Source organism: Cribrihabitans marinus (assembly GCF_900109035.1).
Taxonomy (GTDB): domain Bacteria; phylum Pseudomonadota; class Alphaproteobacteria; order Rhodobacterales; family Rhodobacteraceae; genus Cribrihabitans; species Cribrihabitans marinus.
Map to the genome: position 1 here is coordinate 415218 of NZ_FNYD01000001.1, position 26779 is coordinate 441996.

Annotated in this window: 25 protein-coding genes; 9 read left to right on the plus strand and 16 right to left on the minus strand. The window is 67.5% G+C overall.

Translation table 11 applies throughout. From position 1 onward, the window contains the following. The first annotated feature begins 66 nt into the window (after positions 1-66). The 3 genes from BMX57_RS02065 to BMX57_RS02075 all read left to right on the plus strand — a co-directional run bounded on the left by BMX57_RS02065 (position 67) and on the right by BMX57_RS02075 (position 4631). Positions 67-1401 (plus strand): capsule biosynthesis protein, encoded by a 1335-nt coding sequence (locus BMX57_RS02065; RefSeq protein ID WP_092362016.1) that lies wholly within the window; start codon positions 67-69, stop codon positions 1399-1401. Positions 1402-1499: 98 nt separating this feature from the next. Continuing rightward, complete coding sequence (locus BMX57_RS02070) at positions 1500-2633, plus strand: polysaccharide biosynthesis/export family protein (protein WP_092362223.1); 1134 nt, start codon at positions 1500-1502, stop codon at positions 2631-2633. Between the two features lie 3 nt (positions 2634-2636). Continuing rightward, positions 2637-4631 (plus strand): capsular polysaccharide biosynthesis protein, encoded by a 1995-nt coding sequence (locus tag BMX57_RS02075; protein ID WP_092362018.1) that lies wholly within the window; start codon positions 2637-2639, stop codon positions 4629-4631. 7 nt (positions 4632-4638) lie between these two features. Here the strand turns inward: BMX57_RS02075 and ribD are convergent, their stop codons facing one another. The 14 genes from ribD to BMX57_RS02145 form a co-directional block, all read right to left on the minus strand. Further along, positions 4639-5733: a bifunctional diaminohydroxyphosphoribosylaminopyrimidine deaminase/5-amino-6-(5-phosphoribosylamino)uracil reductase RibD gene (ribD, locus tag BMX57_RS02080; RefSeq protein WP_092362020.1), complete on the minus strand. Its 1095-nt coding sequence runs from the start codon at positions 5731-5733 to the stop codon at positions 4639-4641. 34 nt (positions 5734-5767) lie between these two features. Beyond that, on the minus strand, positions 5768-6238 hold the full coding sequence (gene nrdR / locus BMX57_RS02085; protein ID WP_092362022.1) for a transcriptional regulator NrdR: 471 nt from the start codon (positions 6236-6238) through the stop codon (positions 5768-5770). 121 nt (positions 6239-6359) lie between these two features. After that, positions 6360-6779: a secondary thiamine-phosphate synthase enzyme YjbQ gene (locus BMX57_RS02090; RefSeq protein WP_092362024.1), complete on the minus strand. Its 420-nt coding sequence runs from the start codon at positions 6777-6779 to the stop codon at positions 6360-6362. A 27-nt stretch (positions 6780-6806) separates the two neighbouring features. After that, on the minus strand, positions 6807-7262 hold the full coding sequence (locus tag BMX57_RS02095) for a hypothetical protein (RefSeq protein WP_143057863.1): 456 nt from the start codon (positions 7260-7262) through the stop codon (positions 6807-6809). A gap of 10 nt (positions 7263-7272) precedes the next feature. Beyond that, positions 7273-7716 (minus strand): hypothetical protein, encoded by a 444-nt coding sequence (locus tag BMX57_RS02100; RefSeq protein WP_092362028.1) that lies wholly within the window; start codon positions 7714-7716, stop codon positions 7273-7275. Between the two features lie 172 nt (positions 7717-7888). Continuing rightward, positions 7889-9877 carry an RNA polymerase sigma factor RpoD gene (gene rpoD / locus BMX57_RS02105; RefSeq protein WP_092362030.1) on the minus strand — a complete coding sequence of 663 codons (1989 nt, stop codon included), beginning with the start codon at positions 9875-9877 and terminating at the stop codon, positions 7889-7891. A 110-nt stretch (positions 9878-9987) separates the two neighbouring features. Next, a complete protein-coding gene (dnaG, locus tag BMX57_RS02110) occupies positions 9988-11937 on the minus strand; it encodes a DNA primase (RefSeq protein WP_092362031.1) in 1950 nt (649 codons plus the stop codon). 1 nt (position 11938) lies between these two features. Continuing rightward, on the minus strand, positions 11939-12274 hold the full coding sequence (locus tag BMX57_RS02115; RefSeq protein WP_092362033.1) for a hypothetical protein: 336 nt from the start codon (positions 12272-12274) through the stop codon (positions 11939-11941). A 36-nt stretch (positions 12275-12310) separates the two neighbouring features. After that, complete coding sequence (locus tag BMX57_RS02120; protein ID WP_092362225.1) at positions 12311-12856, minus strand: sarcosine oxidase subunit gamma; 546 nt, start codon at positions 12854-12856, stop codon at positions 12311-12313. Further along, positions 12849-15782, minus strand: coding sequence for a sarcosine oxidase subunit alpha family protein (locus BMX57_RS02125; protein WP_092362034.1), 2934 nt, complete (start codon positions 15780-15782; stop codon positions 12849-12851). Before BMX57_RS02125 ends, BMX57_RS02120 begins: the two co-directional genes overlap by 8 nt. Then, the gene (locus BMX57_RS02130) at positions 15779-16042 is read right to left on the minus strand and encodes a sarcosine oxidase subunit delta (protein WP_092362036.1); all 264 of its coding nucleotides are present in this window, start codon (positions 16040-16042) and stop codon (positions 15779-15781) included. Before BMX57_RS02130 ends, BMX57_RS02125 begins: the two co-directional genes overlap by 4 nt. 55 nt (positions 16043-16097) lie before the next feature. Further along, entirely contained in the window at positions 16098-17351 is a 1254-nt protein-coding gene (locus tag BMX57_RS02135) for a sarcosine oxidase subunit beta family protein (protein ID WP_092362038.1), read from the minus strand. Positions 17352-17464: 113 nt separating this feature from the next. Further along, positions 17465-18358: a hypothetical protein gene (locus BMX57_RS02140; protein ID WP_244892191.1), complete on the minus strand. Its 894-nt coding sequence runs from the start codon at positions 18356-18358 to the stop codon at positions 17465-17467. Between the two features lie 86 nt (positions 18359-18444). After that, positions 18445-19875: a Glu/Leu/Phe/Val family dehydrogenase gene (locus BMX57_RS02145; RefSeq protein ID WP_092362040.1), complete on the minus strand. Its 1431-nt coding sequence runs from the start codon at positions 19873-19875 to the stop codon at positions 18445-18447. Between the two features lie 388 nt (positions 19876-20263). Here BMX57_RS02145 and BMX57_RS02150 point away from each other — a divergent pair, with 388 nt between their 5' ends. Genes BMX57_RS02150 through BMX57_RS02160 form a run of 3 tightly spaced genes read left to right on the plus strand, consistent with a single transcriptional unit; the run spans position 20264 to position 23023 of the window. Then, positions 20264-21934, plus strand: a complete 1671-nt coding sequence (locus tag BMX57_RS02150) for a pilus assembly protein TadG-related protein (RefSeq protein ID WP_229724161.1) — start codon at positions 20264-20266, stop codon at positions 21932-21934. Then, the gene (locus tag BMX57_RS02155; protein ID WP_092362042.1) at positions 21931-22467 is read left to right on the plus strand and encodes a TadE/TadG family type IV pilus assembly protein; all 537 of its coding nucleotides are present in this window, start codon (positions 21931-21933) and stop codon (positions 22465-22467) included. Before BMX57_RS02150 ends, BMX57_RS02155 begins: the two co-directional genes overlap by 4 nt. A 4-nt stretch (positions 22468-22471) precedes the next feature. Continuing rightward, positions 22472-23023 carry a TadE/TadG family type IV pilus assembly protein gene (locus tag BMX57_RS02160; RefSeq protein ID WP_092362044.1) on the plus strand — a complete coding sequence of 184 codons (552 nt, stop codon included), beginning with the start codon at positions 22472-22474 and terminating at the stop codon, positions 23021-23023. On the opposite strand, the gene BMX57_RS02165 is transcribed toward BMX57_RS02160, so the two are convergent. Next, complete coding sequence (locus BMX57_RS02165) at positions 23002-23490, minus strand: hypothetical protein (protein WP_092362046.1); 489 nt, start codon at positions 23488-23490, stop codon at positions 23002-23004. The two genes, BMX57_RS02160 and BMX57_RS02165, sit on opposite strands and share 22 nt — an antisense overlap. A gap of 104 nt (positions 23491-23594) precedes the next feature. Here BMX57_RS02165 and BMX57_RS02170 point away from each other — a divergent pair, with 104 nt between their 5' ends. From BMX57_RS02170 to BMX57_RS02180, 3 genes are all read left to right on the plus strand, one after another. Next, positions 23595-24782, plus strand: a complete 1188-nt coding sequence (locus BMX57_RS02170) for a 4Fe-4S double cluster binding domain-containing protein (protein WP_092362048.1) — start codon at positions 23595-23597, stop codon at positions 24780-24782. Positions 24783-24909: 127 nt separating this feature from the next. Then, positions 24910-25821, plus strand: coding sequence for a pirin family protein (locus BMX57_RS02175; RefSeq protein WP_092362050.1), 912 nt, complete (start codon positions 24910-24912; stop codon positions 25819-25821). Positions 25822-25858: 37 nt separating this feature from the next. Further along, positions 25859-26152: an antibiotic biosynthesis monooxygenase family protein gene (locus BMX57_RS02180; protein ID WP_092362053.1), complete on the plus strand. Its 294-nt coding sequence runs from the start codon at positions 25859-25861 to the stop codon at positions 26150-26152. On the opposite strand, the gene BMX57_RS02185 is transcribed toward BMX57_RS02180, so the two are convergent. Further along, positions 26153-26743: a TetR/AcrR family transcriptional regulator gene (locus BMX57_RS02185; RefSeq protein WP_092362055.1), complete on the minus strand. Its 591-nt coding sequence runs from the start codon at positions 26741-26743 to the stop codon at positions 26153-26155. It abuts the gene before it with no gap. Between the last annotated feature and the right edge of the window lie 36 nt (positions 26744-26779).

The following is a 26779-nucleotide window of genomic DNA, read 5'->3' on the forward strand; positions in this document are numbered from 1 at the left end:
TGCAAGCTTGCCCTGTTCCGGCGCAGCGCCCATAGTTGACCGCAGGCAGGCAGACAGACTTGGACGATGCAGACAGACAGCCCCTCCGCGGACCGGCCGGCGCCGGGTGACGATGGCCACGGCCCGTCGCGGACGCGCGTGTTCCTGTTCCTGCAGGGGCCGCACGGCCCCTTCTTCGCCGGGCTGGGCCGGATGCTGCGGCAGGCGGGTTGCGGCGTGCTGCGGGTCGGTTTCAATGCCGGCGACAGCGCGTTCTGGCCCGATCGCGCCAGCTATGTGCCCTATCGCGGCCCGGTCGCGGATTGGCCCGAGGCGCTGGAGGCACTGGTCGCCGCACATGGCGTCACCGACATCGTGCTTTACGGCGACACGCGGCCAGTCCATGCCGCGGCGGTCCGGCTGGGCAAGGCGCAGGGGCTGACGGTGCATGTGTTCGAGGAAGGCTATCTGCGCCCCTACTGGGTCACCTACGAGCGCGGCGGATCGAACGGCCATTCCAGGCTCATGCAGATGTCCCTGCCCGAGATGGAATGCGCGCTGGCCCGCGCCGAGGCCGAACCGCCGATGCCGCCCGCGCATTGGGGCGACATGCGCCAGCACATCTTCTACGGCGCGCTCTATCACGGGTTCGTCCTGTTCATGAACCGCGGCTATCCCCAGTTCCGCCCGCATCGCGACGTGCCGGTGTCACGTGAATTCGCCCACTACACGCGGCAGATGCTGACCTTGCCGCTGACCGCGCTGCGCCGGCGCTATGCCACCCGGGCCATCCACAAGAGCGGCGTGCCCTATCACCTGGCGCTTCTGCAACTGGACCATGACGCCAGTTTCCTGGCCCATTCTCCGTTTCCCGACACGCTGAGCTTTCTCGGCGAGGTGATCGCCGGCTTCGCCCGGGGCGCGCCGGGGCATCACCACCTTGTGGTCAAGGCGCATCCGCTGGACAGCGGTCGGGTGCCGCTGCGCCGCGAGATACGGGCGCTGGCCGACCGGCACGGGCTGGCGGGCCGGGTGCATTTCATCGGCGGCGGCAAGCTGGCGCGGCTGCTCGACCACGCCCGCAGCGCTGTGACGGTCAACTCGACCGCGGGGCAGCAGGTGCTGTGGCGCGGCATCCCCCTGCGCGTGTTCGGTCGCGCGGTCTATGCCAAGCCCGAATTCGTCACCCATCAGCCGCTCGAGGCGTTCTTCGCCGCCCCCGCGCCGCCCGATGCCCGCGCCTATCGCGTGTTCCGGCGCTACCTGCTGCAGACCAGCCAATTGCCCGGCGGGTTCTACTCGCGCAGCGGGCGCGGACAGCTCCTGCGCCAGGTCGCTGACCGAATGCTGTCACCGGCCGACCCCTACGACTCGGCGCAGCCGGGGAGCGCGGCACAGGGGCAACAGTTGCGCGCCGTCTGAACCGGTCGGCCCGCCCGGACACTGGATAATGTCCGAACCATTCGATAGCGTTGAAAAAAAATCCGAGGCACAAGAATAACAGGTCAGGAGACCGAGTGGTGAATACCCTTACCGTCCAATGGGTGAAACCCGTTGCAACCCTGGCCGTCGCCGGGTTCCTTGCCGCGTGCACCCTTCCGGGCGTCGGCCCCAGCAAGAGCCAGATCTTCAAGGGCTCTGTCCAGCAGGAGGGCGACGCCTTCGTCGTTTCGGTGAACGATCGCGTGACCCGCGCCACCGCCGTGGTTCCGGCGCTGGGCTTTTCCAGCAACTTCCAGAACGCAGCGCAACTGACATCGGACACCGTGCGCCCGGGCGACATCCTGGGCCTGACGGTGTGGGAGAATGTCGATGACGGCCTGCTCAGCGGTGAGACCGGCGCGGCCACCATCCTCGAAGAAGTGCAGGTCGACAGCGACGGCTTCATCTTCGTGCCTTATGCCGGCCGCGTGCGGGCCACCGGCAACACGCCGAACCAGCTGCGGCTTCTGATCACGGAACGACTCCAGGAACAGACCCCCGACCCGCAGGTCGAGGTGCGCCGCGTGGCCGGCGACGGGGCCACCGTGTCGCTGACCGGCGCGGTCGGCGGCCAGGGGGTCTATCCGATCGAACGGCCGACCCGCACCCTGTCGACCATGCTGGCCCAGGCCGGCGGCGTGTCCATCGAGCCCGAAATCGCCCGCGTCTCGGTGATCCGGGGCAACCAGAAGGGCCAGGTCTGGTATCAGGACCTGTTCCGCAACCCGGAACTGGACATCGCGCTGCGCGGCGGCGACCGCATCCTGGTCGAGGAGGACACGCGGTCCTTCACCGCGATCGGCGCTGTCAGCGGCCAGTCGCGCGTTCCCTTCGAGTCGCAGGACCTCTCGGCGCTCGAGGCAATCGCGCAGGTCGGCGGTCTGCTTCCGCTGTCCTCGGACCCCACCGGCGTCTTCGTGTTCCGCAATGAACCCGCCGAGATCGCCGGGCAGGTGCTGGGCCGCTCCGACCTTCAGGGTGCGCAGCGCATGGTCTATGTGCTGAACCTCAAGGATCCCAACGGCATCTTCGTGGCCCGCGACTTCGTGATCCGTGACGACGACACGCTCTATGTGACCGAGGCACCCTATGCGCAGTGGACCAAGACGATCTCGCTCATCTCGGGTGGCCTGACGCCCTTTGCCAACGTCGCGACCCTGACCGGCAGCTGATCGGTGCGCCCGGACCCGGAGGACGGGGCCGAGCGGGCGCGCCTGTTCGCCTATAATGCCGGGTTCCTCGCCCCGCGGATCCGCCGGATCCTCGCGCTGGCCGGCCACGACCTGCGCCTCGGGCTGCCCGGCCCGGGCGACCGCGTGGCGGTCTGGGGCAACAGCCCGACCGCCCATCGCGGCCGCCGCATCGCCGCCGCGCGGGATGTCCCGCTTCTGCATGTCGAGGATGCCTTCTTGCGCTCGTTGCGGCCCGGCCGCCTGGGCGAGCCGCCGCTGGGCCTGCTGCTGGACGAAAGCGGCCTGCATTTCGATCCGCGCAGCCCGTCCGACCTGGAAACCCTGCTGGCCACGCATCCGCTGGACGACACCGCCCTGCTGGACCGGGCGCGGCTGGGCATCACCCGCCTGCGCGAGTTGCATCTGAGCAAATACAGCGCCTTGGATCCCGGCATCGCCGCGCCCGAGCCGGGCTATGTTCTGGTGGTCGACCAGCTGCGCGGCGACGCCTCGGTCACGGCCAGCAACGGCAGCGAGGCGCTGTTTCGCGAGATGCTGGTCTTCGCGCAGGAGGAGAACCCCGGCGCGCGCGTGGTGATCAAGACCCATCCCGAGACCGCATCGGGCCTGCGCCCCGGGCATTTCTCGGCGCGTGACGAAAACCACCGCATCAGCCTTCTGGACGCGCCGCTCAGCCCCTGGTCGCTGCTGGAGGGGGCGGTCGGGGTCTATACGCTGTCCTCGCAGATGGGTTTCGAGGCGATCCTGGCCGGGCACAAGCCGCGCGTCTTCGGCCAGCCTTTCTATGCAGGCTGGGGCCTGACGCGCGACGAGAACCCGGTGCCGCGCCGGGCGCGGCGGATCACGGCGGCGCAGCTCTTCGCCGGCGCGATGATCCTCTACCCGACCTGGTACGACCCCTGCCGGGACCGGCTGTGCAGCTTCGAGAACATGCTCGACATGCTGGCCGCCCTCGCGCGGGCCTGGCGCGAGGATCACCGCGGCTGGACCGCCAGCGGCATGCGCCTGTGGAAACGCCCGCACCTGCAACGCTTCTTCGGCGGCACGCGGCGGGTGCGGTTTGCCGAGACGCCCGCGCCGGGCGACACAGGGCGGCACATGGTCTGGGCCGGCCGCGCCGGGCCGGAGCAGGCCGATGCCGTGCGGATCGAGGACGGGTTCCTGCGCTCGCGCGGGCTGGGCGCCCGGCTGGTGCCGCCGCTGTCGCTGGTCTGCGACACACAAGGCATCTACTACGATCCCACGCGCCCCAGCGACCTGGAGGACCTGATCGCCAAACGCCGCACCCTGCGGCCCGACCAGCGGCAGCGGGCCGAGCGGGTGATCGCGCGGCTGACCGGCGCGGGGCTGACCAAGTACAACCAGGGCGGCGCCGCGCCCGACCTGCCGCAGGGTTATCGCATCCTCGTGCCGGGTCAGGTCGAGGACGACGCCTCGCTCCTCACCGGCGGCGGGACGGTGCGCCGCAACGCCGACCTGCTGCGCACCGTGCGCAAGGCCAATCCCGGCGCGGTGATCGTCTACAAGCCACATCCCGATGTCGAAGCGGGGCTGCGCGAAGGCGCCATTGCGCCCGGCCCGTTGGCCGATGCGGTGGCGGCCGGGACGGATCCCGCCGCCCTGCTAGAGCAAGTGCAGGAGGTCTGGACCATGACGTCGCTCATGGGGTTCGAGGCGCTGCTGCGCGGATTGCCCGTCACCACGCTGGGCGCGCCGTTCTTCGCCGGCTGGGGCCTGACCACCGATCTGGGCCCGGTGCCGGTGCGGCGCGGCGCGCGGCCGGATCTGGCGGGACTGGTGCACGCGGCCCTCATCGATTATCCGCGCTACTTCGATCCGGTGAGCGGGCTGCCCTGCCCCGTCGAGGTGGCCTTGGACCGGCTGAGCGACGGACCGCTGCCGCGACAGGGCCCCGGCCTTCGCCTCCTGTCCCGGCTGCAGGGCCTGCTGGCCTCGGCCCCCGGCCTGTGGCGCTGAGCCGGGGTCAGCCGGCGACGCCAGCCCGTGGCAGGGCCCGTACCCAGCGGTGCATGAGATCGGCCCCCACGCGCCTTTGCTCGGCCAGTTCGAACCGGGGCGCGTCGGCAAGACGGTCCAGGCCAAGCGCGCCAATGGCGGGCAGGCCCTCGGCCCCGATGGCCAGCCCGGCGGAAAACCCGATCAGCTGATCGACCAGATCGGCCTCGATCAGCGAGGCGGCCAGCGCCGCGCCGCCCTCGCAGAACACCCGCGTCAGCCCGGCCTGGCCCAGCTGCTGCAACAGGTCGGCGGCGTCGATCTGCACCCCGTGCAGCGCACAGGGGATCAGCCTTGCGCCCACGCCTTCCCAGGCCTTGACCCGCTCGGCATCGGTGGTCGGCCCGTGGCACAGCCAGACCGGCACCTCGCGCGCGCTGCGGGCCAGCTGGCCCATCAGCGGCAGGTCGAGATGGCGCGAGACCACCACCCGCACCGGTTGCCGCGCAACACCCATGCCGCGCACCGTCAGGGCCGGGTCGTCGGCGCGCGCCGTGCCCGCGCCGATCATCACCGCATCGTGGCGGGCGCGCATCGCGTGCACCACGCGCCGGGCCTCGGGCCCGGTGATCCACTGGCTTTCGCCGGTGGCCGTGGCGATGCGCCCGTCGAAGCTGCTTGCCAGTTTCAGCGTGACCAGCGGCCGGCCCTGCTCGGACCGCAGCAGGAAGCCCGCGTGATCGCGCGCGGCGGTGCCGGACAGCAGGCCGGTCTCGACCGTCACGCCGGCGCGGCGCAGCATCTCGAACCCCTCGCCCGAAACCCGCGGATCGCTGTCCTCGATCGGGCTGACCACCCGGGCCACGCCCGCGTCGATCAAGGCCTGGGCACAGGGCGGGGTCTGCCCGTGATGGGCGCAGGGCTCTAGGCTGACATAGGCGGTCGCCCCGCGCGCCTGCGCGCCGGCCTGGGCCAGCGCCTCGGTCTCGGCGTGCGGGCGGCCGCCCGGCTGCGTCTGGCCACGGCCGACGATACGGCCACCCTGCACGATCACGCAGCCGACCGCGGGGTTGGGCCAGCATGTCCCCTGCCCGCGCCGCCCCAGGGACAGGGCCAGCGCCATGTATCCCGCGTCGCTTCGGGTCACGCCGGGGCGGTCATTCTTCGGCCGGCGGCGTCGGCGGACGCAGCTCGTGCACGAAATCCTCGAAATCGTCGGCCGCCTGGAAGTTCTTGTAGACGCTGGCAAAGCGCACATAGGCGACGGTGTCGATCCGGGCCAGCGCCTCCATCACGATCTCGCCGATCATCTTGGACGGGATATCGGTGTCGCCCATGCTTTCCAGGCGCCGCACGATGCCCGAGATCATCTGGTCGATGCGTTCGGGCTCGATGGGGCGTTTCTGCATCGAGATGCGTATCGAACGTTCCAGCTTGTCGCGGTCGAAATCCTCGCGCTTGCCGTTGGTCTTGATCACCACCAGGTCGCGCAGCTGCACCCGTTCATAAGTGGTGAACCGCCCGCCGCAGGCCGGGCAGAACCGCCGCCTGCGAATGGCCACGTGATCCTCGGCAGGCCGGGAATCCTTGACCTGGGTGTCGATATTTCCGCAAAACGGGCAGCGCATCCGCCGTCTCCCTCGTGTGATTATCCGCCTCGATTTGTGAGCGCTCCGGCCCACTTATCCACAACTATAGGCGACACGCTAGCATTTGGGTAGTGAAGAAATCGCACCGCTAGATCAAGGGTCAATCGCGCCGGAAATGCGCCGCGACCCGACGCCTGTGGGGCGCGTTGCGGTGCTCGAACAGATAGACGCCCTGCCAGGTTCCCAGCAGCGGCACGCCGTCCGAGACCGGCAGCTGCAGGTTGACCGGCAGCAGCGCGGCCTTGATATGCGCGGGCATGTCGTCGGGGCCTTCGCTTGTGTGGCGCAGATAGCGCATCGACGGGTCGTCGGCGGGCGGCACCAGCCGGGACAGATAGGCCAGCAGGTCGCGCTGCACGTCGGGATCCGCGTTCTCCTGGATCAGCAGCGAACAGGATGTGTGGCGCACGAAGAGCGTCAGCAGCCCGTCGCCGCCCGCCCCGCCCAGCCAGTCGCGCAGATCGGCGGTGAACTCGTAGAGCCCGGTCCCGCGTGTCGCGATCTCGAACTCACTCAGCATCACGGGCCCTTTCGGTGCCGGTCCGGGTCAAACGACAAAGGGCGGAAAGACCGGGCACAGGCCATGTCCGCGCGTAACCGACTGGTGGTCGCCCACCTTGAACCCGGTTCGGACCTGCAGGTCGATCGGCGTGACGCCCACCGCCTCGGGCGTCAGGGTGAACTGCACCGAGGAGCGCCCGCCCGCCGCCGCGCTGCGCCCGACGCCGCGCACGATATAGAGCTGGTCGGACCAGTCGGCACCGAGGCGGCGGCGGGCATATTCCGCCGCGCCGCACCAGTATTCGTCGGTTCCCGCCAGCGGGAAGGGCACGACCTCGAACACCGCGTCCGACACCTGGTAGACCCGCGTGCCATAGGGCGTGGCAAAGGCCGCGCCGGGCGGCGCGGGCCCGGCAGGGGCGGTGGTCTGGGTCTCGCAGGCGGCCAGGACCAGGAAGGCCAGGGTCAGCAAACGGCTCGGGATCTTGCGTCTTGCGCTCATCGGGCGGCCCTCAGCGGTCCAGGAACGGGTTGTAGGGCCGGCAACGGGTCTTGGCGGCCTGCACCGACATGCTATCGCCCACCTTGAAGCCCGAGCGGAAGGTCTGGTCGATGGGCGTGATCCCCAGCGCGCCCGGATTGATCGTGAACTGGACCGAGGACCGACGGCCGGTTGTCACGCTGGGCTGGATGCCGCTGGCCACATAGACCTCCGTGGTCCAGGAGGCACCCTGAACGCGCCGCGCATATTCCGAGGCGCCGCACCAGTAGTCGTCGAACCGCGCCCCGGCGCGCGGGATGACCTCGAACAGGTCGGCGTTCACCGGGTTTACCCGGACGCCGTTGAGCACGGTGATGCCGCCGGGCGGGTTGACGCCCGTCGCGCCCGGCGCGGTGCCGGTGGGCATTTCGCAGGCCGCGACCAGGAAAAGGGCAAGGATCAGGTATCGTTTCATGTTTCCGCATCCGTGGCTGGCTGTTTCAGGCAAACCTAGCCCGATAATCCGGCCGCGAACAGGGCAACTCTCCGTCACCGGGTGGTGATGGGGACGCGGGCGTTCGGCGCGATGCTGCCGGACCCTTGGGATCATGCAAACGAAAAACGCCCCCGAACCGGGGGCGTCTGTCTCACTGATCCAGGAAGGACCGCAGCTTGCGCGAGCGGCTGGGGTGCTTGAGCTTGCGCAGCGCCTTGGCCTCGATCTGCCGGATCCGTTCGCGGGTCACGCTGAACTGCTGGCCGACCTCTTCCAGCGTGTGATCGGTGTTCATGCCGATGCCGAAGCGCATCCGCAGCACCCGCTCCTCGCGCGGGGTGAGCGAGGCCAGAACCCGCGTCGTGGTCTCCTTCAGGTTTTCCTGGATGGCGGAATCCAGCGGCAGGACGGCGTTCTTGTCCTCGATGAAATCGCCGAGCTGGCTGTCCTCCTCGTCGCCGATGGGGGTTTCCAGAGAAATCGGCTCCTTGGCGATCTTCATCACCTTGCGGACCTTTTCCAGCGGCATCTGCAGCTTTTCGGCCAGCTCCTCGGGCGTCGCCTCGCGGCCGATCTCGTGCAGCATCTGGCGGCCGGTGCGGACCAGCTTGTTGATCGTCTCGATCATGTGCACCGGGATGCGGATGGTGCGCGCCTGATCGGCAATGCTGCGGGTGATGGCCTGGCGGATCCACCAGGTGGCATAGGTCGAGAACTTGTAGCCGCGGCGATACTCGAACTTGTCCACGGCCTTCATCAGGCCGATATTGCCTTCCTGAATGAGATCAAGGAATTGCAGCCCGCGGTTGGTGTATTTCTTGGCAATCGAGATGACCAGGCGCAGGTTGGCCTCGACCATCTCCTTCTTGGCCTGACGCGCCTCTTTCTCGCCCTTCTGGACCTGCTGGACGATGCGGCGGAACTCGCTGATGTCGAGGCCGACATACTGGCCCACCTGCGCCATGTCCGCGCGCAGCTCCTCGACCTTGCCCGAGGAGCGTTCGATGAACATCTGCCAGCCCCGGCCAGGCTTTTCGGCCATCTCGGAGAGCCAGTTGGGATCCAGCTCGCGGCCGCGATAGGCATCGACGAACTCGCGCCGGTTGATGCGGGCCTGGTCGGCCAGCTTGACCATGGCCGAGTCGATCGACATCACCCGCTTGTTGATGCCGTAGAGCTGGTCGATCAGCGCCTCGATCCGGTTGTTGTGAAGGTGCAACCCGTTGACCAGTTCCACGATCTCGGACCGCAGCGACTGATAGGTCTCCTCGTCGCGGGCGCTGAACGATCTGTCCTCGTTCAGCGTGGCCGAGATGCGGCTGTCCTGCATCTCGCTCAGCTGGGCGAAATCGGTCGAAATGCGTTCGAGCGTGCTCAGCACCTGGTCCTTGAGCGCGGCCTCCATCGCCGCCAGCGACATGCTGGCCTGGTCCTCTTCGTCATCGTCGTCGTCGCTGGCGATCGGGTTGCCGTCGGCGTCCAGTTCCGGCTCGTTCTCCTTGTCGGGCTTGGTCGCCTGAACGCCCGCGGTGTCGACCACCGACGCGCTGACCTCGCCCTCCTCGTCCAGTTGGTTGCCGAACGTGGTCTCAAGGTCGATGACATCGCGCAGCAGGATGTCCTCGCTCAGCAACTCGTCGTGCCAGATGGTGATCGCCTGGAAGGTCAGCGGGCTTTCGCAGAGGCCCGCGATCATCGTGTTGCGGCCGGCCTCGATGCGCTTGGCGATGGCGATCTCGCCCTCGCGGCTGAGCAGTTCCACGCTGCCCATCTCGCGCAGGTACATGCGCACCGGGTCGTCGGTGCGGTCCAGCTTTTCGGCCTGCGCGCCGGACAGCGCCACCTCGCGGTTGCTGTCGGTGGTGACCAGATCGGTCGAGCCCTTGTCCTCGCCCTCTTCGGCCTCTTCGTCCTCGATGATGTTGATGCCCATCTCGGACAGCATCGACATCACGTCCTCGATCTGTTCCGAGCTGACCTGATCGGGCGGCAGAACCTGGTTGAGCTGATCGTAGGTGATGTAGCCTTTTTCGCGGGCCGCGCCGATCATCTTCTTGACCTGCGCCTGGCTCATGTCGAGCGAGACTTCGTCGTCCTGTTCCTCGGGCTTGCGGTCGTCGTTGGAATCTTTGGCGGCCATTCAATGCTCCTGCGGGGACGGGTGATTCGGAGTGGGCGAATCATTAGCGCTCTGAACTGATTCGGCCACCCGTTTACCCGGTTTTTTTCAAGTGTTCCTCTGCAAAACGCCTAGCGGCGTTTGCGCTCGAATTTGATGCCCGCCATGATCGCCTCGAAGGCCTCGCGCTCGGTGCGGTCCACCCTTGCGCCGTTGTCGGCAATATCGAACACGGACTTGTCCTCGTTCTGGCTCCGGGTGGCGCGGTTTCTGGCCTCCGCCGCCTGCGCCAGCCTCCAGGTCACGGCCTCGTCCGTCTGTCCGGCCAGTTCCTCCTCGGCCTCGGCGATCTCTGCGGTCAGTCCGCGATGCGCTTTGAGTTTTGCGAGTTCTTCGGCCAATGTCATCTCGGCCAGTTCAACGTCGCCCGGTCGTCGCACGCAAGGACTTATGGCGACATGGCGCAGGGCATGCAGCTTTTCAAGGGGCCCAGGCCCCAGCGCCTCGATTATCCTGTCGGTGAGGCTTTCGGGCTGCACGATCCCGTGGCGCAGGATCAGCGATCTGAGCGCGGCATGGTCGGGATCGCGGCAGTCGAGATCCTCGAAATCCTGCTCGAACTGCACGATGACATCCGGCGCCGCGATGGCGGTCGCCAGGATGACTTCGATCCGCAGGCGGGTATGGGCGTCCTGCCCGCCCGAGGCCAGCAGCGAGGCCTTGGTCGTCGAACTGGCGGGCGCCGGGGCGGGTTTCCAGCTGCCGCGCGGCTGCCAGGGCGCGCGCGGCTTGCGCGCGGGGCGGAAGAGCTGCCAGCGCAGATCCTTGATCTCGGCGCCGTAATGCGCGCGGATCGACGGGTCGCGGATCAGCCTGATCTTCTCGCGCAGCGACTTGTCCAGCGCCGCCTTGCGCTCGGGGCTGTCGAAGATCTTGCCTTCCGTCTCGCGCTGCCACAGCAGCCGCACCATCGGCATGGCCTGGTCCAGCACGCTTTGCACCGCTGCCGGTCCCTCTCCCCGGATCAGGTCGTCGGGGTCCTTGCCCTCGGGCATCAGTGCAAAGCGCAGGCTCTTTCCGGCCTCCAGAAGCGGCAGCGCCAGGTCCACCACCCGCATCGCCGCGCGCAGCCCGGCGGTGTCACCGTCCAGCGCGATGATCGGCTCGTCGGAGATCCGCCACAGCAGTTGCAGCTGGTGCTCGGTGACCGCCGTGCCCAGCGGCGCGACGCAGGCGCCGAACCCGCCCTCGGCGAGCGCGATCACATCCATGTAGCCTTCGGCCACGATCAAGGGCTGGCCCTGCCCCGCCGCCTGCCGTGCCGGTCCGTGGTTGTAGAGGCTGCGCCCCTTGTCGAACAATGCGGTCTCGGGCGAGTTGAGGTATTTGGCGTTGTCGTTGGGGTCCATCGCCCGGCCGCCAAAGGCGATGGCGCGCCCGCGCACGTCGCGGATCGGAAAGATGATGCGGTTGCGGAACGTGTCATAGGGCTTGCCGCCCTTGGACGAGGGCTTGGCCAGCCCCGCGCCCAGGATCAGGTCCTCGCCCACGCCCTTGCCGCGCAGATGGTCCCAGAGGTTCTGCCAGCCATCGGGCGCAAAGCCGATCTCCCACCGCTCCAGCGCGGCACCGTCGAGCCCGCGCCGGGCCACGTAGTCGCGCGCCGCCGCCGCGGCCCCGGTGTTGAGCGACAGGCGGAAGAACTGCACCGCCCGCTCCATCACTTCGGCCAGCTCGGTCCGGTGGTCCTGCTTCTCCTGCGCGCGGGGGTCGCGGGCGGGCATCGTCATGCCGCACTCGCCGGCCAGGATCTCGACCGCCTCGATGAACGAGACGTTCTCGGTCTCCTTCACGAAGGAGATCGCGTCGCCCTTGGCGTGACAGCCGAAGCAGTAGTAGAACCCCTTGCGGTCGTCGACATGGAATGATGCGGTCTTCTCATGGTGAAACGGGCATGGCGCCCACAGGTCGCCCTTGCCCTGGCTTGATTTGCGCTGGTCCCACATGACCTTGCGGCCGACCACCTGACCCAGGCTGGTCCGGCTGCGCAATTCGTCCAGGAACCCGGGCGGCAGCGACATGTCAGTTGCCCAGCTGTTTCTGCTGCTCCTGGATCAGCTCCCATTGCTCCAGGCATTGCTGCTCGAACGATGTTCCCAGATCGGTCTTGCGCAGGTCGCGCATCTTCTGGTCGTAGACCCACGGCGCGTAGGTCGGGATCGCCTTGCTGTAATTCGCCGGCCAGGGCGGGTTCGACGCCACGATGACCTTCATCACGTCCCGCAGCTTCACTCTGTCCATTCGCGCCTCCTGGATCGCGCGGATCACCTGCGCCTGGTAGCCGCAACTGGCCTCCTTGGTCTCCTGCGCCAGGGCGGGCGTTGCCAGCAGCAAAAGGGCAAGGGCGATGCGGGTCATGAGCGGTCTCCGGAATCAGGGATGGATCCCGCTACCCTACCCCCGTGCCGCCACGGCTTCCATCGCCGTTTGCAGATCGTGAACGAGTGTCGCAGCCATCGACCGGAACGCCAGGATCAGGAACGCGCCGTCCTCGATCCGGGTGATCGAGGCGGTCATGTGGAACAGCAGGCTGCGCATGCTGTGCCCCTCGGGAAAGCTGCCGGCGCGCAGGTCCACCGGCACCAGCCGCGCCAGCACGTCCTCGGCCCCCGGCCCGTGCAGCCGCACGGCGGCCCAGGCATCGCTCTGATCGGTCAGCGCGGCATGATCGGCCAGCGCGGGATCGGGCGCCGGCCCCACCAGCATCGCCTGCCCATGGCCGAACCAGATCGCCCGCGCCTGCCTGTCCCCGGTGGCCCGGCTGGGCGCGGGAAACCCCATCCCATGCGCCGCTTGCAAGACCTTGGACAGGGCTTCTGCCTGCCCCTTGTAGGGCGAGACAGACGTCAGCGCGCCCGGCGCGACCTCGTCCAGCAACACCGCGCCCACGCGCAGCGGCAGCAGCCCCGCACAGGGCGTTCTTGCGACCAGCTCAACCACGCATCCGCCCTCCATCCGGGTCGAAGAAGACCGGGCCGGTCACTTCGCACAGCGTCGTGACCCCGCGCAGCCCGTCCCACATCTTGACGATCTCGCCATGCCGGTCGGAACCGCCCTTGAGGAACCCCAGCCCGATCATCTGCCCCAGCATCGGAGAATGGCAGACCGAGGTGACATAGCCCTGCCCGTTCTCGCGCACCGGCGGATCCTCTTCGCGGAAAAGATGCGCACCGGCCAGCATCCGGCCATCGGCGTTGATCGGCTTCAACCCCACAAGCCGCTCGCGGTCCGCCTCCAGCAGACCGGGCCGCTCGGACATGGTCTTGCCGATGCAGTCCTTCTTGGCCGACACCATCCGCCCCATGCCGATGTCGAAGGCCGTGGTGCGCCCGTGGATCTCGGCATGGGTGATGAAGCCCTTTTCGATCCTGAGCACGTTGAGCGCCTCCATCCCGTAGGGACCGCCGCCCAGCGCCTCGGCCCGGTCGGTCAGGATATCGAACAGCGCCGCGCCATAGCGTGCCGGCACCGCAATCTCGAAGCCCTGTTCGCCCGAGAACGAGATCCGGAACAGCCGCCCGGCAATGCCGCCCACCGAGACCGCCCCGCAGGACATGAACGGCCAGTCGGCCGCGTCCAGCGGCGCATCCAGGATACCATCCAGCAGCTCCCGCGCCTTGGGGCCGGCCACCGCAAACTGCGCCCATTGTTCCGTCACCGAGACGAACCGCACGTCCCAATCGGGCTGCAACCCCTGATGCACGAATTCCAGGTGCTTCATCACCTCGCCCGCCGCGGCGGTGGTGGTGGTCATCAGGTAATGCTTCTCGCCCAACCGTGCGGTGGTGCCGTCATCCATGACGAACCCGTCCTCGCGCAGCATCAAGCCATAGCGCACACGCCCCACCTTCAGGGTCGAGAACATGTTGGAATAGACGAAATCCAGAAACGCCGCCGCATCCTTGCCCTGGATGTCGATCTTGCCCAGCGTGGACACATCGGCCACACCCACCGCCTCGCGCACATAGCCCACCTCGCGGTCGCAGGACTGCCGCCAGTCACTCTCGCCGTCGCGCGGGAAGTAGCTTGGGCGATACCACAGCCCCGCCTCGATCATCGGCGCCCCGCGCTCGATGCTGGCGGCATGGCTGGTGGCGAACCGTTCCGGCCGGAATCCCTTGCCCTCGGCCCCCGCCCCCAGCGCGGCGATGGCCACTGGCGAATAGGGCGGGCGAAAGGTCGTGGTCCCGGTCTGGGGAATGCCGCGCCCGGTCGCATCCGCCAGCACCGCCAGCGCGGCGACGTTCGAATTCTTGCCCTGGTCGGTCGCCATGCCTTGCGTGGTATAGCGCTTCATGTGCTCGACCGAGCGGAAGTTCTCCTGTGCAGCCTGTTTCACGTCCTTCACGGTCACGTCGTTCTGGAAATCCAGCCAGGCCCGGCCCTTGCCCGACACCGCCCAAAGCGGCGCGATCCGGTACGGGTCGTCCTCCGCCTCGGGCAGCGGTTCGTCGCGCACCGTCCGCCCCAGTTCCTCCAGCACCGCCCGCGCCGCCGCCGCGCCCTCGCGCAGGCAGGTAGCGGTGGAAAACGCCCCGTTGCAGGCGCCCGCCGCACGCAGGCCCGGCACCGCGCCCTCCTGCGGCACGAAACACGCGATGTCGTCGCGCCAGACCGGGCGGGCGTTCATGTGACAGGTCAGGTGCACCGTGGGGTTCCATCCGCCCGTCACCGCCAGCGCATCGGCCGCGATCCGCTCCTCGCCCTGTGCCGTGCGGATCGTCACCGCCTCCAGCCCCCTGCGCCCGGAGGCATCGCAGACGACCGCCCCGCGCCGCAGCTCGAAATCGCGGCTCTCCGGCGCATCTTCCCGGCTGTCGATCACCGCCGGAACATGCACGCCGGCCGCCAGCAGATCCCGCGCCGTGCGATGCGCGTCGTCGCTGTTGCCGAACACCGCCACGGACTGACCCGGGCTGACCCCCCAGCGGTTCACATAGGCGCGCACCGCCCCCGCCGTCATGATCCCCGGCCGGTCGTTGTTGCGGAATGCCACCGGCCGCTCGATGGCGCCTGCCGCCAGCACCGCGCGCTTGGCGACAATGGTCCAATAGGTCTCGACCGGCGCCCCGCGCGGCCGCCGCCCGGAATGGTGCAGCACCCGCTCCAGCGCGCCATAGGTGCCGCCGTCATAGGCGCCGAACACCGTTGTCCGGCCCATCCGCCGCACATTGGGCAGCGCATCGAGCTCGGCCAGCACGACATCCGCCCAGAGATGCCCCGCCTGCCCATCCACCTCATATGTCTCGGCCAGTAGCCGCCCGCCCATGCGCGCCTGCTCGTCAGCCAGGATCACGTCGGCGCCGGCACGCCCGGCCACCAGCGCCGCCATCAAGCCCGCCGGCCCGGCCCCGATCACCAGCAGGTCACAGAACGCATGGGCCCGCTCATAGCGCTCCCCGCCGGCCTGCCCCGACAGCGCGCCCAGCCCCGCCGCGCGGCGGATCACCGGCTCATAAAGCTTCTCCCAGAACGACCGCGGCCACATGAAGGTCTTGTAGTAGAACCCCGCGCCCAGGAAGGGCGCCGCCAGGTCGTTCACCGCCATCAGGTCAAAGCCCAGCGAGGGCCAGCGGTTCTGGCTCCATGCCTGCAGCCCCTCGTGGATCTCCTGCATGGTCGCCCGCACATTGGGCTCGCGCGCGTCACCCGCACCCACGGTGACCAGCGCGTTGGGCTCCTCGCTGCCGGCGCTCAGCACACCGCGCGGCCGGTGATACTTGAACGACCGCCCCATCACCCGCACGCCATTGGCCAAGAGCGCCGAGGCCAGCGTGTCGCCCTCGAACCCCGAATGGCGCGCCCCGTCGAACTCGAAGGCAACCGGCTTCGACCGGTCGATCAGCCCGCGCCCCGCCAGCCTCATGACCGTTCCTCCGACGCCAGCGCGACGCGCCCGATCTCATGCGTGACCGTATCACGCTCGACCACCAGCCAGGCGCCGCAGCCGCCCTCATGATACCACAGCTCGCGGGTCGGCCCGGCCGGGTTCTCGCGCAGATAGACGAAATCGTCCCAGGCCTCGACCCCGGCATCGGGCGCCGGGCGCTCCAGGTCCACCGCTGCACCCCGGTACCAGAATTCGCGCCGGTCTCGTGTCCCGCAGAGCGGACAGGGGATCCTCATGCCGCACCCCCCGGCTTCATCTTTTTCCAAATACTCGAATCCGACATCGCCGCCCTCAGTGCAGGTTGTGTTGAGAGCCCTTGCCCTCTTCATCGATGATCCCGCGCCCGGTGCGGAAGCGGTCCAGCCGGAACCCGGTGGCGTTCTGGTGGTGGGTGCCGGTGGCGATCAGATGCGCCAACACGTTGCCCGAGCCGGGCACCGCCTTGAAGCCGCCATAGTTCCAGCCGCAATTCACGAACAGCCCGTCCACGTGGGTCTTGTCGATGATCGGCGAGCCGTCGGGCGACATGTCCATGATCCCGCCCCAGCTGCGCAGCACGCGGGCCTTGCCGATCATCGGCATCAACGCCATGCCCGCCTCCATCACCTGCTCGACGCCGGGCAGGTTGCCGCGCGCGGCATAGGAGGCATAGAAATCCAGGTCGCCGCCGAAGACCAGCCCGCCCTTGTCGGACTGGCTGATATAGAAATGGCCCATGCCGAAGCTGACCACGTGGTCGATGCAGGGCTTCAGCCCTTCGGTGACATAGGCCTGCAGCACGTGGCTCTCGATCGGCAGGCGCATGCCGGCCAGCGCCGCCACCTGGCTCGACCGGCCGGCAACCACCATCGCCACCTTCTTCGCCCGGATCGCGCCGCGCGTGGTCTGCACGCCCTTGACCGCGCCGCCCTCGATGTCGATGCCGGTCACCTCGCAGTTCTGGATCAGGTCCACCCCACGCCGATCGGCGCCGCGGGCATAGCCCCAGGCCACCGCGTCATGGCGCGCGGTGCCGCCGCGCGGATGGTAGAGCCCGCCATAGATCGGAAAGCGCAAATCGTCGAAGTTGAGATAGGGCAGCATCGGGCGCAGCTCGTCGCGCCCCAGCAGCACCGCGTCGTCGCCCTGGGCCAGCATCGCGTTGCCGCGCCGGGCGAAGGCGTCGCGCTGGCCGTCCGAGTGGAACAGGTTGATCAGCCCGCGCTGCGAATGCATCACGTTGTAGTTGAGGTCTTCCTCCAGCCCCTCCCACAGTTTCAGCGAATGCGAGTAGAACTCGGAATTGCCGGGCAGGAAGTAGTTGGCGCGCACGATTGTGGTGTTGCGCCCGACATTGCCGCCGCCAAGGTATCCCTTTTCCAGCACCGCGACATTGGTGATGCCGTGGTCGCGCGCCAGGTAGTAGGCGGTGCTCAGCCCGTGGCCGCCGCCACCGATGATAACAACGTCGTAGTCGGAATTCGGATCGGGGTCGCGCCAATGCGGGGTCCAGCCGCGATTGCCCGTCAGCCCTTCCTTAAGGACCCGAAGGCCGGAAAACCGCATGCCAAACTCCCCTTCCACCGCCCGCCGGGACGGCCTGCCCCAGCGGTAGCAAAGCCTGCGGCCCCGACCAAGACCGATTTCGACATATTCTGGTCAACCGCCGACCGCGGCGGTCAGAACCGCGCACGAAAGGCAAGGCCGGCGATCGGTGCGGTCTCGTAATCCTGCGTGTCGACCCGCCGACCGGCGGCATCCTCGAGCTTGAGCCGCCCGTTGATCTCGGCACCCGCGAACAGGCTCAGCGACAGGCCCGGGTTCGGCGCATAGTCCAGCGCCAGCACCACCGGGATGCTGCTGTCCTCGCCGACGCCGCCCGGTGCGAGACCGGCATCGTCGAGACGGAACCGGACTTCCTCGCGCCGTGCGCTCAGCGACAGGCGCACCGTGTCGCTGTAGTCATAGGACAGGGTCAGGCCCGGGCCCTGGGTGGCGCCCAGACCGCTGCCGGTGCTCAGCGTCCAGCCATCGGCGATCTGCCAGTCGACCAGCAGCGCCGGAAACACTGTGTCGCCATCGCTGCCCAGCCCCGAGAACGCGCCGAAGGCCGGGCCGATGCGCAGCCGGTCGCCCAGCTGCCAGGTCACGCCGGCAAACACGCCATAGGTCCGCCCGTCCGAGGCGCTGGCGCCGCGCTCGTAGTCCCAGCGGATCTGCGGGGCCACGAACAGCCGCCCGGTCTCGCCCAGCTGCAGCCGCAGCGGCGCCGACAGGCGGATGTCGCGGATGTCCTCCCACGGCCGGTTTCCCGCTGCGCTGAAATCATAGGACAGCTGCCCGTAGCTGAGGAACAGGCCCGCCGAGGTGCCTCCGGGCGTCCGGTAGAGTCCGCCCGCGCGCAGGAAGGTGCGGCTGGCACTGAACGCGCCGCCCCCGTCCAGGTCGGCGTCATCCTGCCAGACCGACAGCCCGTCGACCTGCGCCGCCCAGCCGGTGCGTTCCTGCGCCGCCGCCGGCAGGGCAACGGCCAGCGCGGCGGCCGCGACGGCGCCTTTCAGCTTGTTCATCATGGGTTGCGACTCCTCGGTCTGCCTGCAATCCCAAGAGGAGTAGCGCGGAGTGGCGCGACCGCCACTCCGGCCGCGCCGATTTCCGGTCAGAGCCCCTTGGCGCGGTAGCTCGCCGCCACCTTGCCGATCGACACCAGGTAGGCCGCCGTGCGCAGATCCTCGACATCGGCGCGCTCGTGCCAGACCGAGCGCATCGACTGGTAGGCGATGCGCATGGTGTCATCGAGGCCCGAGCGCACCAGTTCCAGCTCGTCGGCCCCGCGCAGGTACTTGGCCTTGAAGTCGGGCGACATCGACCAGGCATCGCCCATGTGGCGGTCGAGCCGCTCCAGCTCGCGCACGATCAGTTCGTGGCGCGCCTCTTCCTGCCGGCGCTGCATCCGGCCGAAGCGGATATGGCTCAGGTTCTTGACCCATTCGAAGTAGGAGACCGTCACACCGCCGGCATTGGCATACATGTCGGGAATGATCACCGTGCCCTTCTTGCGCAGGATCTCGTCGGCGCCCGCCGTGACCGGGCCGTTGGCGGCCTCGATGATCAGCGGTGCCTTGATCCGCTCGGCGTTGGACAGGTTGATGACACCCTCCAGCGCCGCCGGGATGAGGATGTCACAGGCTTCCTCCAGCACTTGCGCACCCTCGGCGTGATGGGTCGCGTCGGGAAAACCGGTGACGCCGCCATGTTTCGCGATCCACTGGTGCACCGCCTCGACGTCCAGGCCCTCGGGGCTGAACAGCGCGCCGTCGCGCTCGATGATGCCGGTGACGATCGAGCCGTCCTCCTCGCTGAGGAACTTGGCGGCGTGATATCCCACGTTGCCCAGGCCCTGCACGATCACCCGCTTGCCATCCAGTGTGCCGGTCAGCCCGGCCTTCTCCATGTCGCGCTTGTCGCGGAAGAACTCCTGCAGCGCGTATTGCACGCCCCGCCCCGTCGCCTCGGTCCGGCCCTGGATGCCGCCGGCGTTGATCGGCTTGCCGGTGACGCAGGCGCGGCTGTTGATGTCGGTGGTGTTCATGCGCGCATACTGGTCGGCGATCCAGGCCATCTCGCGCTCGCCGGTACCCATGTCGGGGGCCGGCACGTTCTGGCTGGGATGGATCAGGTCGCGCTTGGCCAGCTCATAGGCCAACCGGCGGGTGATCTGTTCCAGCTCGTGTTCCTCGTATTGCCGCGGGTCGATGCACAGCCCCCCCTTGGAGCCGCCGAACGGCGCCTCGACCAGCGCGCATTTGTAGGTCATCAGCGCCGCCAGCGCCTCGACCTCGTCCTGGTTGACCGACGGCGCATAGCGGATGCCGCCCTTGACCGGCTCCATGTGCTCGGAATGCACCGAGCGGTAGCCCACGAAGGTGTGGATCTGACCGCGCAGGCGGACGCCGAACCGAACGGTGTAGGTCGCGTTGCAGACCCGGATCTTCTCTTCCAGACCGGGCGGCAGATCCATCAGGGCGACCGCCCTGTTGAACATCAGATCTACGCTCTCGCGGAAGCTGGGTTCTTTCACGTGGGACATTCGTTCCTCCATACCCGTTCGGCACGCGCCGCCGGTCCGTTTGTGCCATCGGCGCGTGACGCCATCCCTAACGGATGCGACATTTTTGACCAGCTTGGCAATCGCCGATTCAGGGTTGCGGCGCGAATCGGTGCGGCAAGAGGCGATTTCAAGTCATTGTCCTTCGGCGGGAAACAGCCGACCGAAGGCTGCGCCCAGTGTCGCCAAATAAGGCCCGATAACCTCGCTCCGGCGCCGGTTTTGCCCAAATCTCGCCATCATCCACTGGCATCAAATCAAGGCCGGAAACCGACTTCGGCCGGGACCTTCCGTCCCTTTTCAGAGGTGTATCATGTGCAAGACTCATTATTCTAAGTCCGTGCGGCCGCGGGTTCGGGGCGCCCAGCGCGTGCGCAGGATCATGGTCGACTACATTCGAAACGACAGCGGTTCGATGTCGCTGTTCGTCAGTTTCCTTCTGCTGATCATGCTGGCCGTCGGCGGCTTGGGTGTCGATGTCATGCGGTTCGAACGTGACCGCGCCCGGCTGCAGAGCGCGCTGGACCGCGCCGTTCTGGCCGCCGCGGACCTCGACCAGACGCAGGATCCCAAGGCCGTGGTCGAGGACTACCTGGCCAAGGAAGGGCTGCTGCAAAACCTCAAGGAGGTCAAGGTCACGCCGGAATCCGCCGGTCAGGAAAACACCGGACCGCTGGGCTTCCGTATCGTCGAGGCCCGGGCAGAGTCGCGGTTCCCGACCCATTTCATGCACCTCTCCGGCGTCGATTTTCTGACCGCCCAAGCCGGCAGCATCGCCGAGGAAAGCATCGGCGAGGTCGAGATCTCGCTGGTCCTGGACGTGTCGGGTTCGATGAACAACTACAACCGCCTGACCAACCTCAAGGTCGCGGCCAAGGATTTCATCGACCAGATGGTGCAGAACACCCGCGATGGTGATCTGTCGATCTCGATCGTGCCCTACGCCACCCAGGTCTCGGTGCCCGAAACGATCTTCGATCAGTACAAGACCGAGGGCACGAACGACTACTCGCGCTGCATCAATTTCAATGGCAGCGATTTCAACAGTACCCAGATGCTGACCAAGGACGCGGACTCGGCGCCGACCTTCGAGCGGACGATGCATTTCGACCCGTGGTACACGACCGACCGCCGCGACAACGGCAAGATCCTCGGCGATGGCGGTGGCCTGCCCGTCTGCGAGGCGATGGCCAACCGCGAGATCATGGCGTTTCAGAAGGACGCCACCACGCTCAAGAACTACATCCAGGATTTCGTGGCCCGCGGCAACACTTCGCTGGACATCGGGATGAAGTGGGGCGCGGCGATGCTCGATCCCAGCTTCGATCCGGTGGTCGACGCGATGGTGGCCGCCAACGAGGTTCCCAACGCCTTCTCCGACCGCCCGGCAGCCTATAACGCCGGCGACACGCTCAAGATCATCGTTCTGATGACCGACGGCAACAACACGTCGCAATACTACATCAAGAACGACTACCGCGAGGGCCAGTCGAACATCTGGTGGAACGAAGAGGAAGAAACCTATTCCGTCTACAATCCCGACAGCGGCTGGTACTACTGGGTCGATGCCGACGACTACAACGCCTATGAATGGCAGGATCACCCGTACGGCAACGGCGACTCGCATTGGGATTGCGGCAGCTCGGGCTGCTGGGAGGACACCAACGAGCCCGAGGATGGCGAGGCCGTGCGTCTGGACTATCCCGAACTCTGGGCGCGCACTTCGCTGTGGTACAACGTCAAAGAGCACTACTACCCGTGGATGAACGACAGCTCCGCGCGCAGCGAGTGGGTCTATGGCGTGCGCGGCTACAAGAACGACAACACCAAGGACAGCCGCACCCAGGCAATCTGCGACGCGGCAAAGGACTCGAACATCATCGTCTACACGATCGCGTTCGAGGCGCCGCCCGAGGGCAAGTCGATCCTGGAATACTGCGCCAGCTCGGACAGCCACTACTATGATGTCGACGGGCTCGAGATCAAGGACGCCTTCGACTCGATCGGCTCGTCGATCCGCAAGCTGAGGCTGACCCAATGATGTGGCCGCTGAAGAAAGGTCTTCGTCGGTTCAAGTCCGACGAAGACGGGAACGCCACGGTCGAATTCGCCATCGTGTTCCCCGCCTTCATGTTCCTGGTCGTGGCCGGGGTCGAGATCGGGATGGTCACGCTCAACCACGTCATGCTGGAACGGGCCGTGGACCTGACGGTGCGCGACATCCGGCTGGGCACGGGCAACGCCTTCCAGCACGACCAGATCAAGACGACGATCTGCAACCGCGCCCAGTTCATCGACGATTGCGACGACAACCTCCGGCTGGAGATGATCCCGCAGGATCCGCGCGCCGGGCTGACCATTCCGGACGAGCCCGACTGCACCGACCGGACCGAGGAGGCGCGACCGGTGCGCGAGTTCAAGAACGGTCAGAGCAACCAGCTGATGGTCTTGCGCGCCTGCGTCAAGATCACGCCGCTGATCCCGACCTCGGGACTCGGCAAGAAGCTCGCCAACAACCCCGAGGGCCAGTACGCGTTGACCGCGACCACGGCCTTCGTTCAGGAGCCTCAGTAATCCCATGCTGCATCACATCGTGAAAAGACGGCTCAAGGCGTTCTCGCGGGACGAGGGCGGAATGATCTCGGTCGAGGCGCTGATCCTGGCCCCAATCCTGTGCTGGGCCTTCGTCGCCGTCTACACCTATTTCGACGCCTACCGGCAGAGCGCGCTGAACCTCAAGGCATCCTATACCATCAGCGATCTCGTCTCGCGCGAGACCCAGACGGTCACGGCCGCCTACACCGCGTCCATGGTCGATCTGTTCCGCAAGATGACCGACTCGACCAACAACGCGGCGCTGCGCATCTCGGTGATCCGCTTCGACGACGACACCGACAAGTACCTGATCGACTGGTCGTCCAACCACGGCTTCGACAACCCGCTCAGCAACAGCGACATGGAGGGCATGCGCGCCAGGCTGCCGATCATGCCCGACGAGGAGCGGCTGATCCTGGTCGAGTCCCGGAGCACCTATGTGCCGCCCTTCTATGCCGGCATCGACATCATGGACATCGACAACTTCGTGTTCACCCGGCCGCGCTTTGCGGGTCAGATCGCGTCCGACATCTGATCGCGTTCGGCCAGCAGGGCCGCCAGGATGTCGGCCATCGCCTTGGTCTGAGAGGCGGGCGTGACCCCGCCGATCCCGACACGGCGGCCCAGCCGCCACCACAACCCCGGCTGCCACGCCCGGCTGCCGGGGTTTTTCAGTCGCACCAGGAACCCGTTGGACGGCTTGAAGGCGAACATGCCGCGATCCATCGCCGCGATCTCCTCCAGCCGCGCGATCCATTCGCCGGTGCTGGAGCGCAGCCCGGCCCGCGTTAGTTCGATCCGGTGCGTCGTGGCCTGGGCCATGCGCCGCGCCACCCACAGTGCCGCAGCACCCATCACCACCAGGAACAGCTGCCAGCCCGGCTGCGGCGGCTCGGCGATCGCCACGTAGAGGACGATCAGCGCGACGCCGGCCAGCATCCCGATGCCGATCCACCGCCGTGGCGCCGAGGCGCTCACCACCGCCAGAACCTCGTCTTCCATCGCCACCCCCTGCCTGCGTTGCCGTCCCAAGCGCGCTTAACGCAATTCCACCGCCGGCAACAGGGTCATTGCGCGACCAGTCCGGCGCTGCCACTCTGACCGGCATGAGCTATCCCGCCAACCGGGCCGATCCGCGCCGACCGGGCGATGCCGAGGCCGGCATCGAGGTGACCGACGCGTTCAAGCGCTTCAGCCAGCGCAACGACATCTTCACCCGCGCGATGTGGGATGACGATGTGCGCTCGCCCGACACCGACGCCTTCTTCGCCTCCTACCGGATGGAGGCCGCACCGCGCCGGGGCGAGGGCTTCTCGCAGCGCGATTTCGCGCTGCGCAACGCGTCGTGGCTGATTTCGGACGTGATGACCAACCGCCATGCCGACCGGGGTCGGCGCGAGGGGTTCCAGGCCGCGATCAGCGACGACACGCCCGTCGCGCCCGACGCCCTGCCTGTCGACGATCCCGCCGCGATGAGTGCCGAGATCAAGCGCGTGTCGCGGTTCTTCGGCGCCGACCTGTGCGGTGTCACCGATCTGGACGAACGGTGGCTCTATACCGACCGCGTCGACACCCGCGACCTGAGCGCGGCATCGCCGGACCTGCCCGAGGGCCTGACGTCGGTGATCGTGCTGGGGCACGAGATGGACCGCGCGCTGGTCGCCACCTACCCTTCGGCGCTGGCCGGGGCCGCCACGGGGCGCGAATACAGCCACGAGGCGGCCATCGTGATGCAGCTGGCCGCCTATATCCGCAACCTGGGCTATCGCGCCGTGGCCTCGATGAACGACACCGGCCTGGTGATCCCCTACGCGGTCAAGGCGGGCCTGGGCGAATATGCCCGCAACCAGCTGGTGATCACGCCGGAATTCGGGCCCCGCCTGCGGTTCTCGAAGATCTTCACCGATCTGCAGCTGGCCCATGACAGGCCCGCGCCGCTGGGCGTGCGCGCCTTCTGTGACATCTGCACCAAATGCGCCGACGCCTGCCCGCCCAAGGCGCTGCCCTACGGGCCGCCCGGGACCGCCGGCGCGAATGTCTCGGCGATCGCAGGCGTGCGGAAATGGACATCGGATGCCGAGAAGTGCTTCTCGTTCTGGGCCCGCACCCGCACCGATTGCGCCATCTGCATGCGGGTCTGCCCGTTCAACCGGGACTTCTCCAAGCGCCGGCACAGGCTGTGGCTGAAACTGGCGCTGTCGCGGTTCCGCAAGCTGGCGCTCTGGCTCGACCGCAGGCGGGGCGGGCGGATGAAACCGTCCGAGTGGTGGCGCGGCGGCCGCGCGCCGCGATGATCTTTGGATACTGTGCGCGGGCGCAGCTTACGTGCACCCACGCACAGTAACTTTGCCCTTAATCGGCTTTACCGCGATCACTGCACACCTATATCTGAGAAACCGAAACACAGACACAGGTTGCCCCATGTCCCTGCGCCCCACGCTCGAAACCCGCCGCGCCGTACCCACGATGGAAGGCGCCGGCGTCAAGCTGCACCGCGCCTTCGGCTTTCAGGATCCGTCCGAGCTGGACCCGTTCCTGCTGTTCGACGATTTCCGCAACGACCGGCCCGAGGATTACCTGCGCGGTTTCCCCTGGCATCCGCACCGCGGCATCGAGACCATCACCTATGTGCTGGCCGGCACCGTCGAACATGGCGACTCGCTGGGCAATACCGGCACGCTGGGCGCGGGCGACGTGCAATGGATGACCGCAGGATCGGGCATCCTGCACCAGGAGATGCCGCAGGGAAACGCCGCCGGGCAGATGCACGGGTTCCAGCTCTGGGGCAACCTGCCCGCCTCCCAGAAGATGACCGCGCCGCGCTATCAGGACGTGACGGGTGCCGACATCCCCGAGGTGGTCGACGATGACGGCACAGCCGTGAAGGTGATCGTGGGCGCGTTCTGGGGCCGCACAGGCCCAGTGGACGGCATCGCCGCCGACCCGCAATACCTGGACATCTCGGTTCCCGCCGGTGTTACCAAACGCTTCAAGATCGACACCTATCGCCGCGCTTTCGCTTATGTTTTCGAGGGAAGCGCCAGCTTTGCGGATGCCTCGGATCCGACCGGGATCCTGCTGGAAAAGGAGGTCGCGGGCCAGGAGGTCAACATCCGCGACCTGTCGGGCGACCGCACGCTGGTGCGCTTCGGCACCGGCGACGAGATCACCGTCCGGGCCGGCCCCGGCGGCGTGCGCTTCCTGCTGATCTCGGGTGCGCCGATCGCCGAGCCGGTGGCCTGGCATGGCCCGATCGTGATGAACACCCAAGCCGAGTTGCAGCAGGCAATGCGCGATCTGCGCAACGGCACGTTCATCCGCCCGGCGCATTGACGTGGTATGATGCGCCCACCTGAACCGGGAGGCCATCATGATCGTCCGCATATTTCGCGCCGTCATCCACGACGACAAGATACCGTCGTTCCAGAACTTCATGCTCGAGACGGCCCTGCCCCTGATGCGCGCGCAGCCGGGGCTGGTGTCGATCCAGGCCTGCCTGCCACGCCCGGAAACCCCAAACGAATTCTGCCTCGTGATGGTGTGGGAGTCCGTCGAGTCGTTGGCGGCGTTTGCCGGGGAGGACTGGCGAAAACCGCATGTCCACCCTGACGAAGAGGGCATCGTCAAGGAACGCTATCTGCACCACTACGAACTGGCGGCCTGATCAGGCGGCCACGGCCTTGCGCACCATGTCCCAATAGATCGTCTCGACCTCGGCCAGGGTCAGGCGGCCGCCGCTGCGATACCAGGTGTTCACGCCGTTCAGCATGGCGATCACTGCCAGCGTAGCGATCTTGGGATCCGGCACCGTGAACCGGCCCGCTGCCACCCCCTGCCGCAGGATCGCCTCCAGCCCGTCCTCGTAGCGGCGGCGCAGCGCCTCGATCGCGGCGAAGTTCTCTTCGCTGAGGTTGCGCAGCTCCATATAGGCGATGAACACCTCGTCCGGCCGCTCCAGGTGAAAGCGGATGTGAAAGCGCACGAAGTCGCGCAGACGGTCCAGCGGATCGGCCTCCGGCGCGTCGCGCGCCGCCCGCGCGGCCAGCAACTCCTCCATATGGCCGCGCATCAGCCGGAACAGCAGCGTCTGCTTGTCCGGCGTGTAGTTGTAGAGCGCCCCGGCCTGCACGCCGACCTCGCCCGCGATCTGGCGCATGGACACCGCGGCAAAGCCGAATTGCGCGAACAGCCGCAGCGCCGCCGCGTCGATGCGGGGGCCGGTTATGTCGGAATGTGACCCTTGGGTACGCGCCATGCCCTCAGGCTATCTGAACACGTGTTCAGATAAAAG

Bases quoted from the DNA above. Each gene is read 5' to 3' on its own strand.
- BMX57_RS02155 (WP_092362042.1), top strand. From the start codon at position 21,931: ATGATGTGGCCGCTGAAGAAAGGTCTTCGTCGGTTCAAGTCCGACGAA.
- nrdR (WP_092362022.1), bottom strand. From the start codon at position 6,238: ATGCGCTGCCCGTTTTGCGGAAATATCGACACCCAGGTCAAGGATTCC.
- BMX57_RS02125 (WP_092362034.1), bottom strand. From the start codon at position 15,782: ATGAGGCTGGCGGGGCGCGGGCTGATCGACCGGTCGAAGCCGGTTGCC.
- BMX57_RS02180 (WP_092362053.1), top strand. From the start codon at position 25,859: ATGATCGTCCGCATATTTCGCGCCGTCATCCACGACGACAAGATACCG.
- BMX57_RS02175 (WP_092362050.1), top strand. From the start codon at position 24,910: ATGTCCCTGCGCCCCACGCTCGAAACCCGCCGCGCCGTACCCACGATG.
- BMX57_RS02165 (WP_092362046.1), bottom strand. From the start codon at position 23,490: ATGGAAGACGAGGTTCTGGCGGTGGTGAGCGCCTCGGCGCCACGGCGG.
- BMX57_RS02090 (WP_092362024.1), bottom strand. From the start codon at position 6,779: ATGCTGAGTGAGTTCGAGATCGCGACACGCGGGACCGGGCTCTACGAG.
- BMX57_RS02065 (WP_092362016.1), top strand. From the start codon at position 67: ATGCAGACAGACAGCCCCTCCGCGGACCGGCCGGCGCCGGGTGACGAT.
- ribD (WP_092362020.1), bottom strand. From the start codon at position 5,733: ATGGCGCTGGCCCTGTCCCTGGGGCGGCGCGGGCAGGGGACATGCTGG.
- BMX57_RS02095 (WP_143057863.1), bottom strand. From the start codon at position 7,262: ATGAGCGCAAGACGCAAGATCCCGAGCCGTTTGCTGACCCTGGCCTTC.
- BMX57_RS02145 (WP_092362040.1), bottom strand. From the start codon at position 19,875: ATGTCCCACGTGAAAGAACCCAGCTTCCGCGAGAGCGTAGATCTGATG.
- BMX57_RS02185 (WP_092362055.1), bottom strand. From the start codon at position 26,743: ATGGCGCGTACCCAAGGGTCACATTCCGACATAACCGGCCCCCGCATC.
- rpoD (WP_092362030.1), bottom strand. From the start codon at position 9,877: ATGGCCGCCAAAGATTCCAACGACGACCGCAAGCCCGAGGAACAGGAC.
- BMX57_RS02135 (WP_092362038.1), bottom strand. From the start codon at position 17,351: ATGCGGTTTTCCGGCCTTCGGGTCCTTAAGGAAGGGCTGACGGGCAAT.
- BMX57_RS02115 (WP_092362033.1), bottom strand. From the start codon at position 12,274: ATGACCCGCATCGCCCTTGCCCTTTTGCTGCTGGCAACGCCCGCCCTG.
- dnaG (WP_092362031.1), bottom strand. From the start codon at position 11,937: ATGTCGCTGCCGCCCGGGTTCCTGGACGAATTGCGCAGCCGGACCAGC.
- BMX57_RS02100 (WP_092362028.1), bottom strand. From the start codon at position 7,716: ATGAAACGATACCTGATCCTTGCCCTTTTCCTGGTCGCGGCCTGCGAA.
- BMX57_RS02130 (WP_092362036.1), bottom strand. From the start codon at position 16,042: ATGAGGATCCCCTGTCCGCTCTGCGGGACACGAGACCGGCGCGAATTC.
- BMX57_RS02140 (WP_244892191.1), bottom strand. From the start codon at position 18,358: ATGATGAACAAGCTGAAAGGCGCCGTCGCGGCCGCCGCGCTGGCCGTT.
- BMX57_RS02170 (WP_092362048.1), top strand. From the start codon at position 23,595: ATGAGCTATCCCGCCAACCGGGCCGATCCGCGCCGACCGGGCGATGCC.
- BMX57_RS02160 (WP_092362044.1), top strand. From the start codon at position 22,472: ATGCTGCATCACATCGTGAAAAGACGGCTCAAGGCGTTCTCGCGGGAC.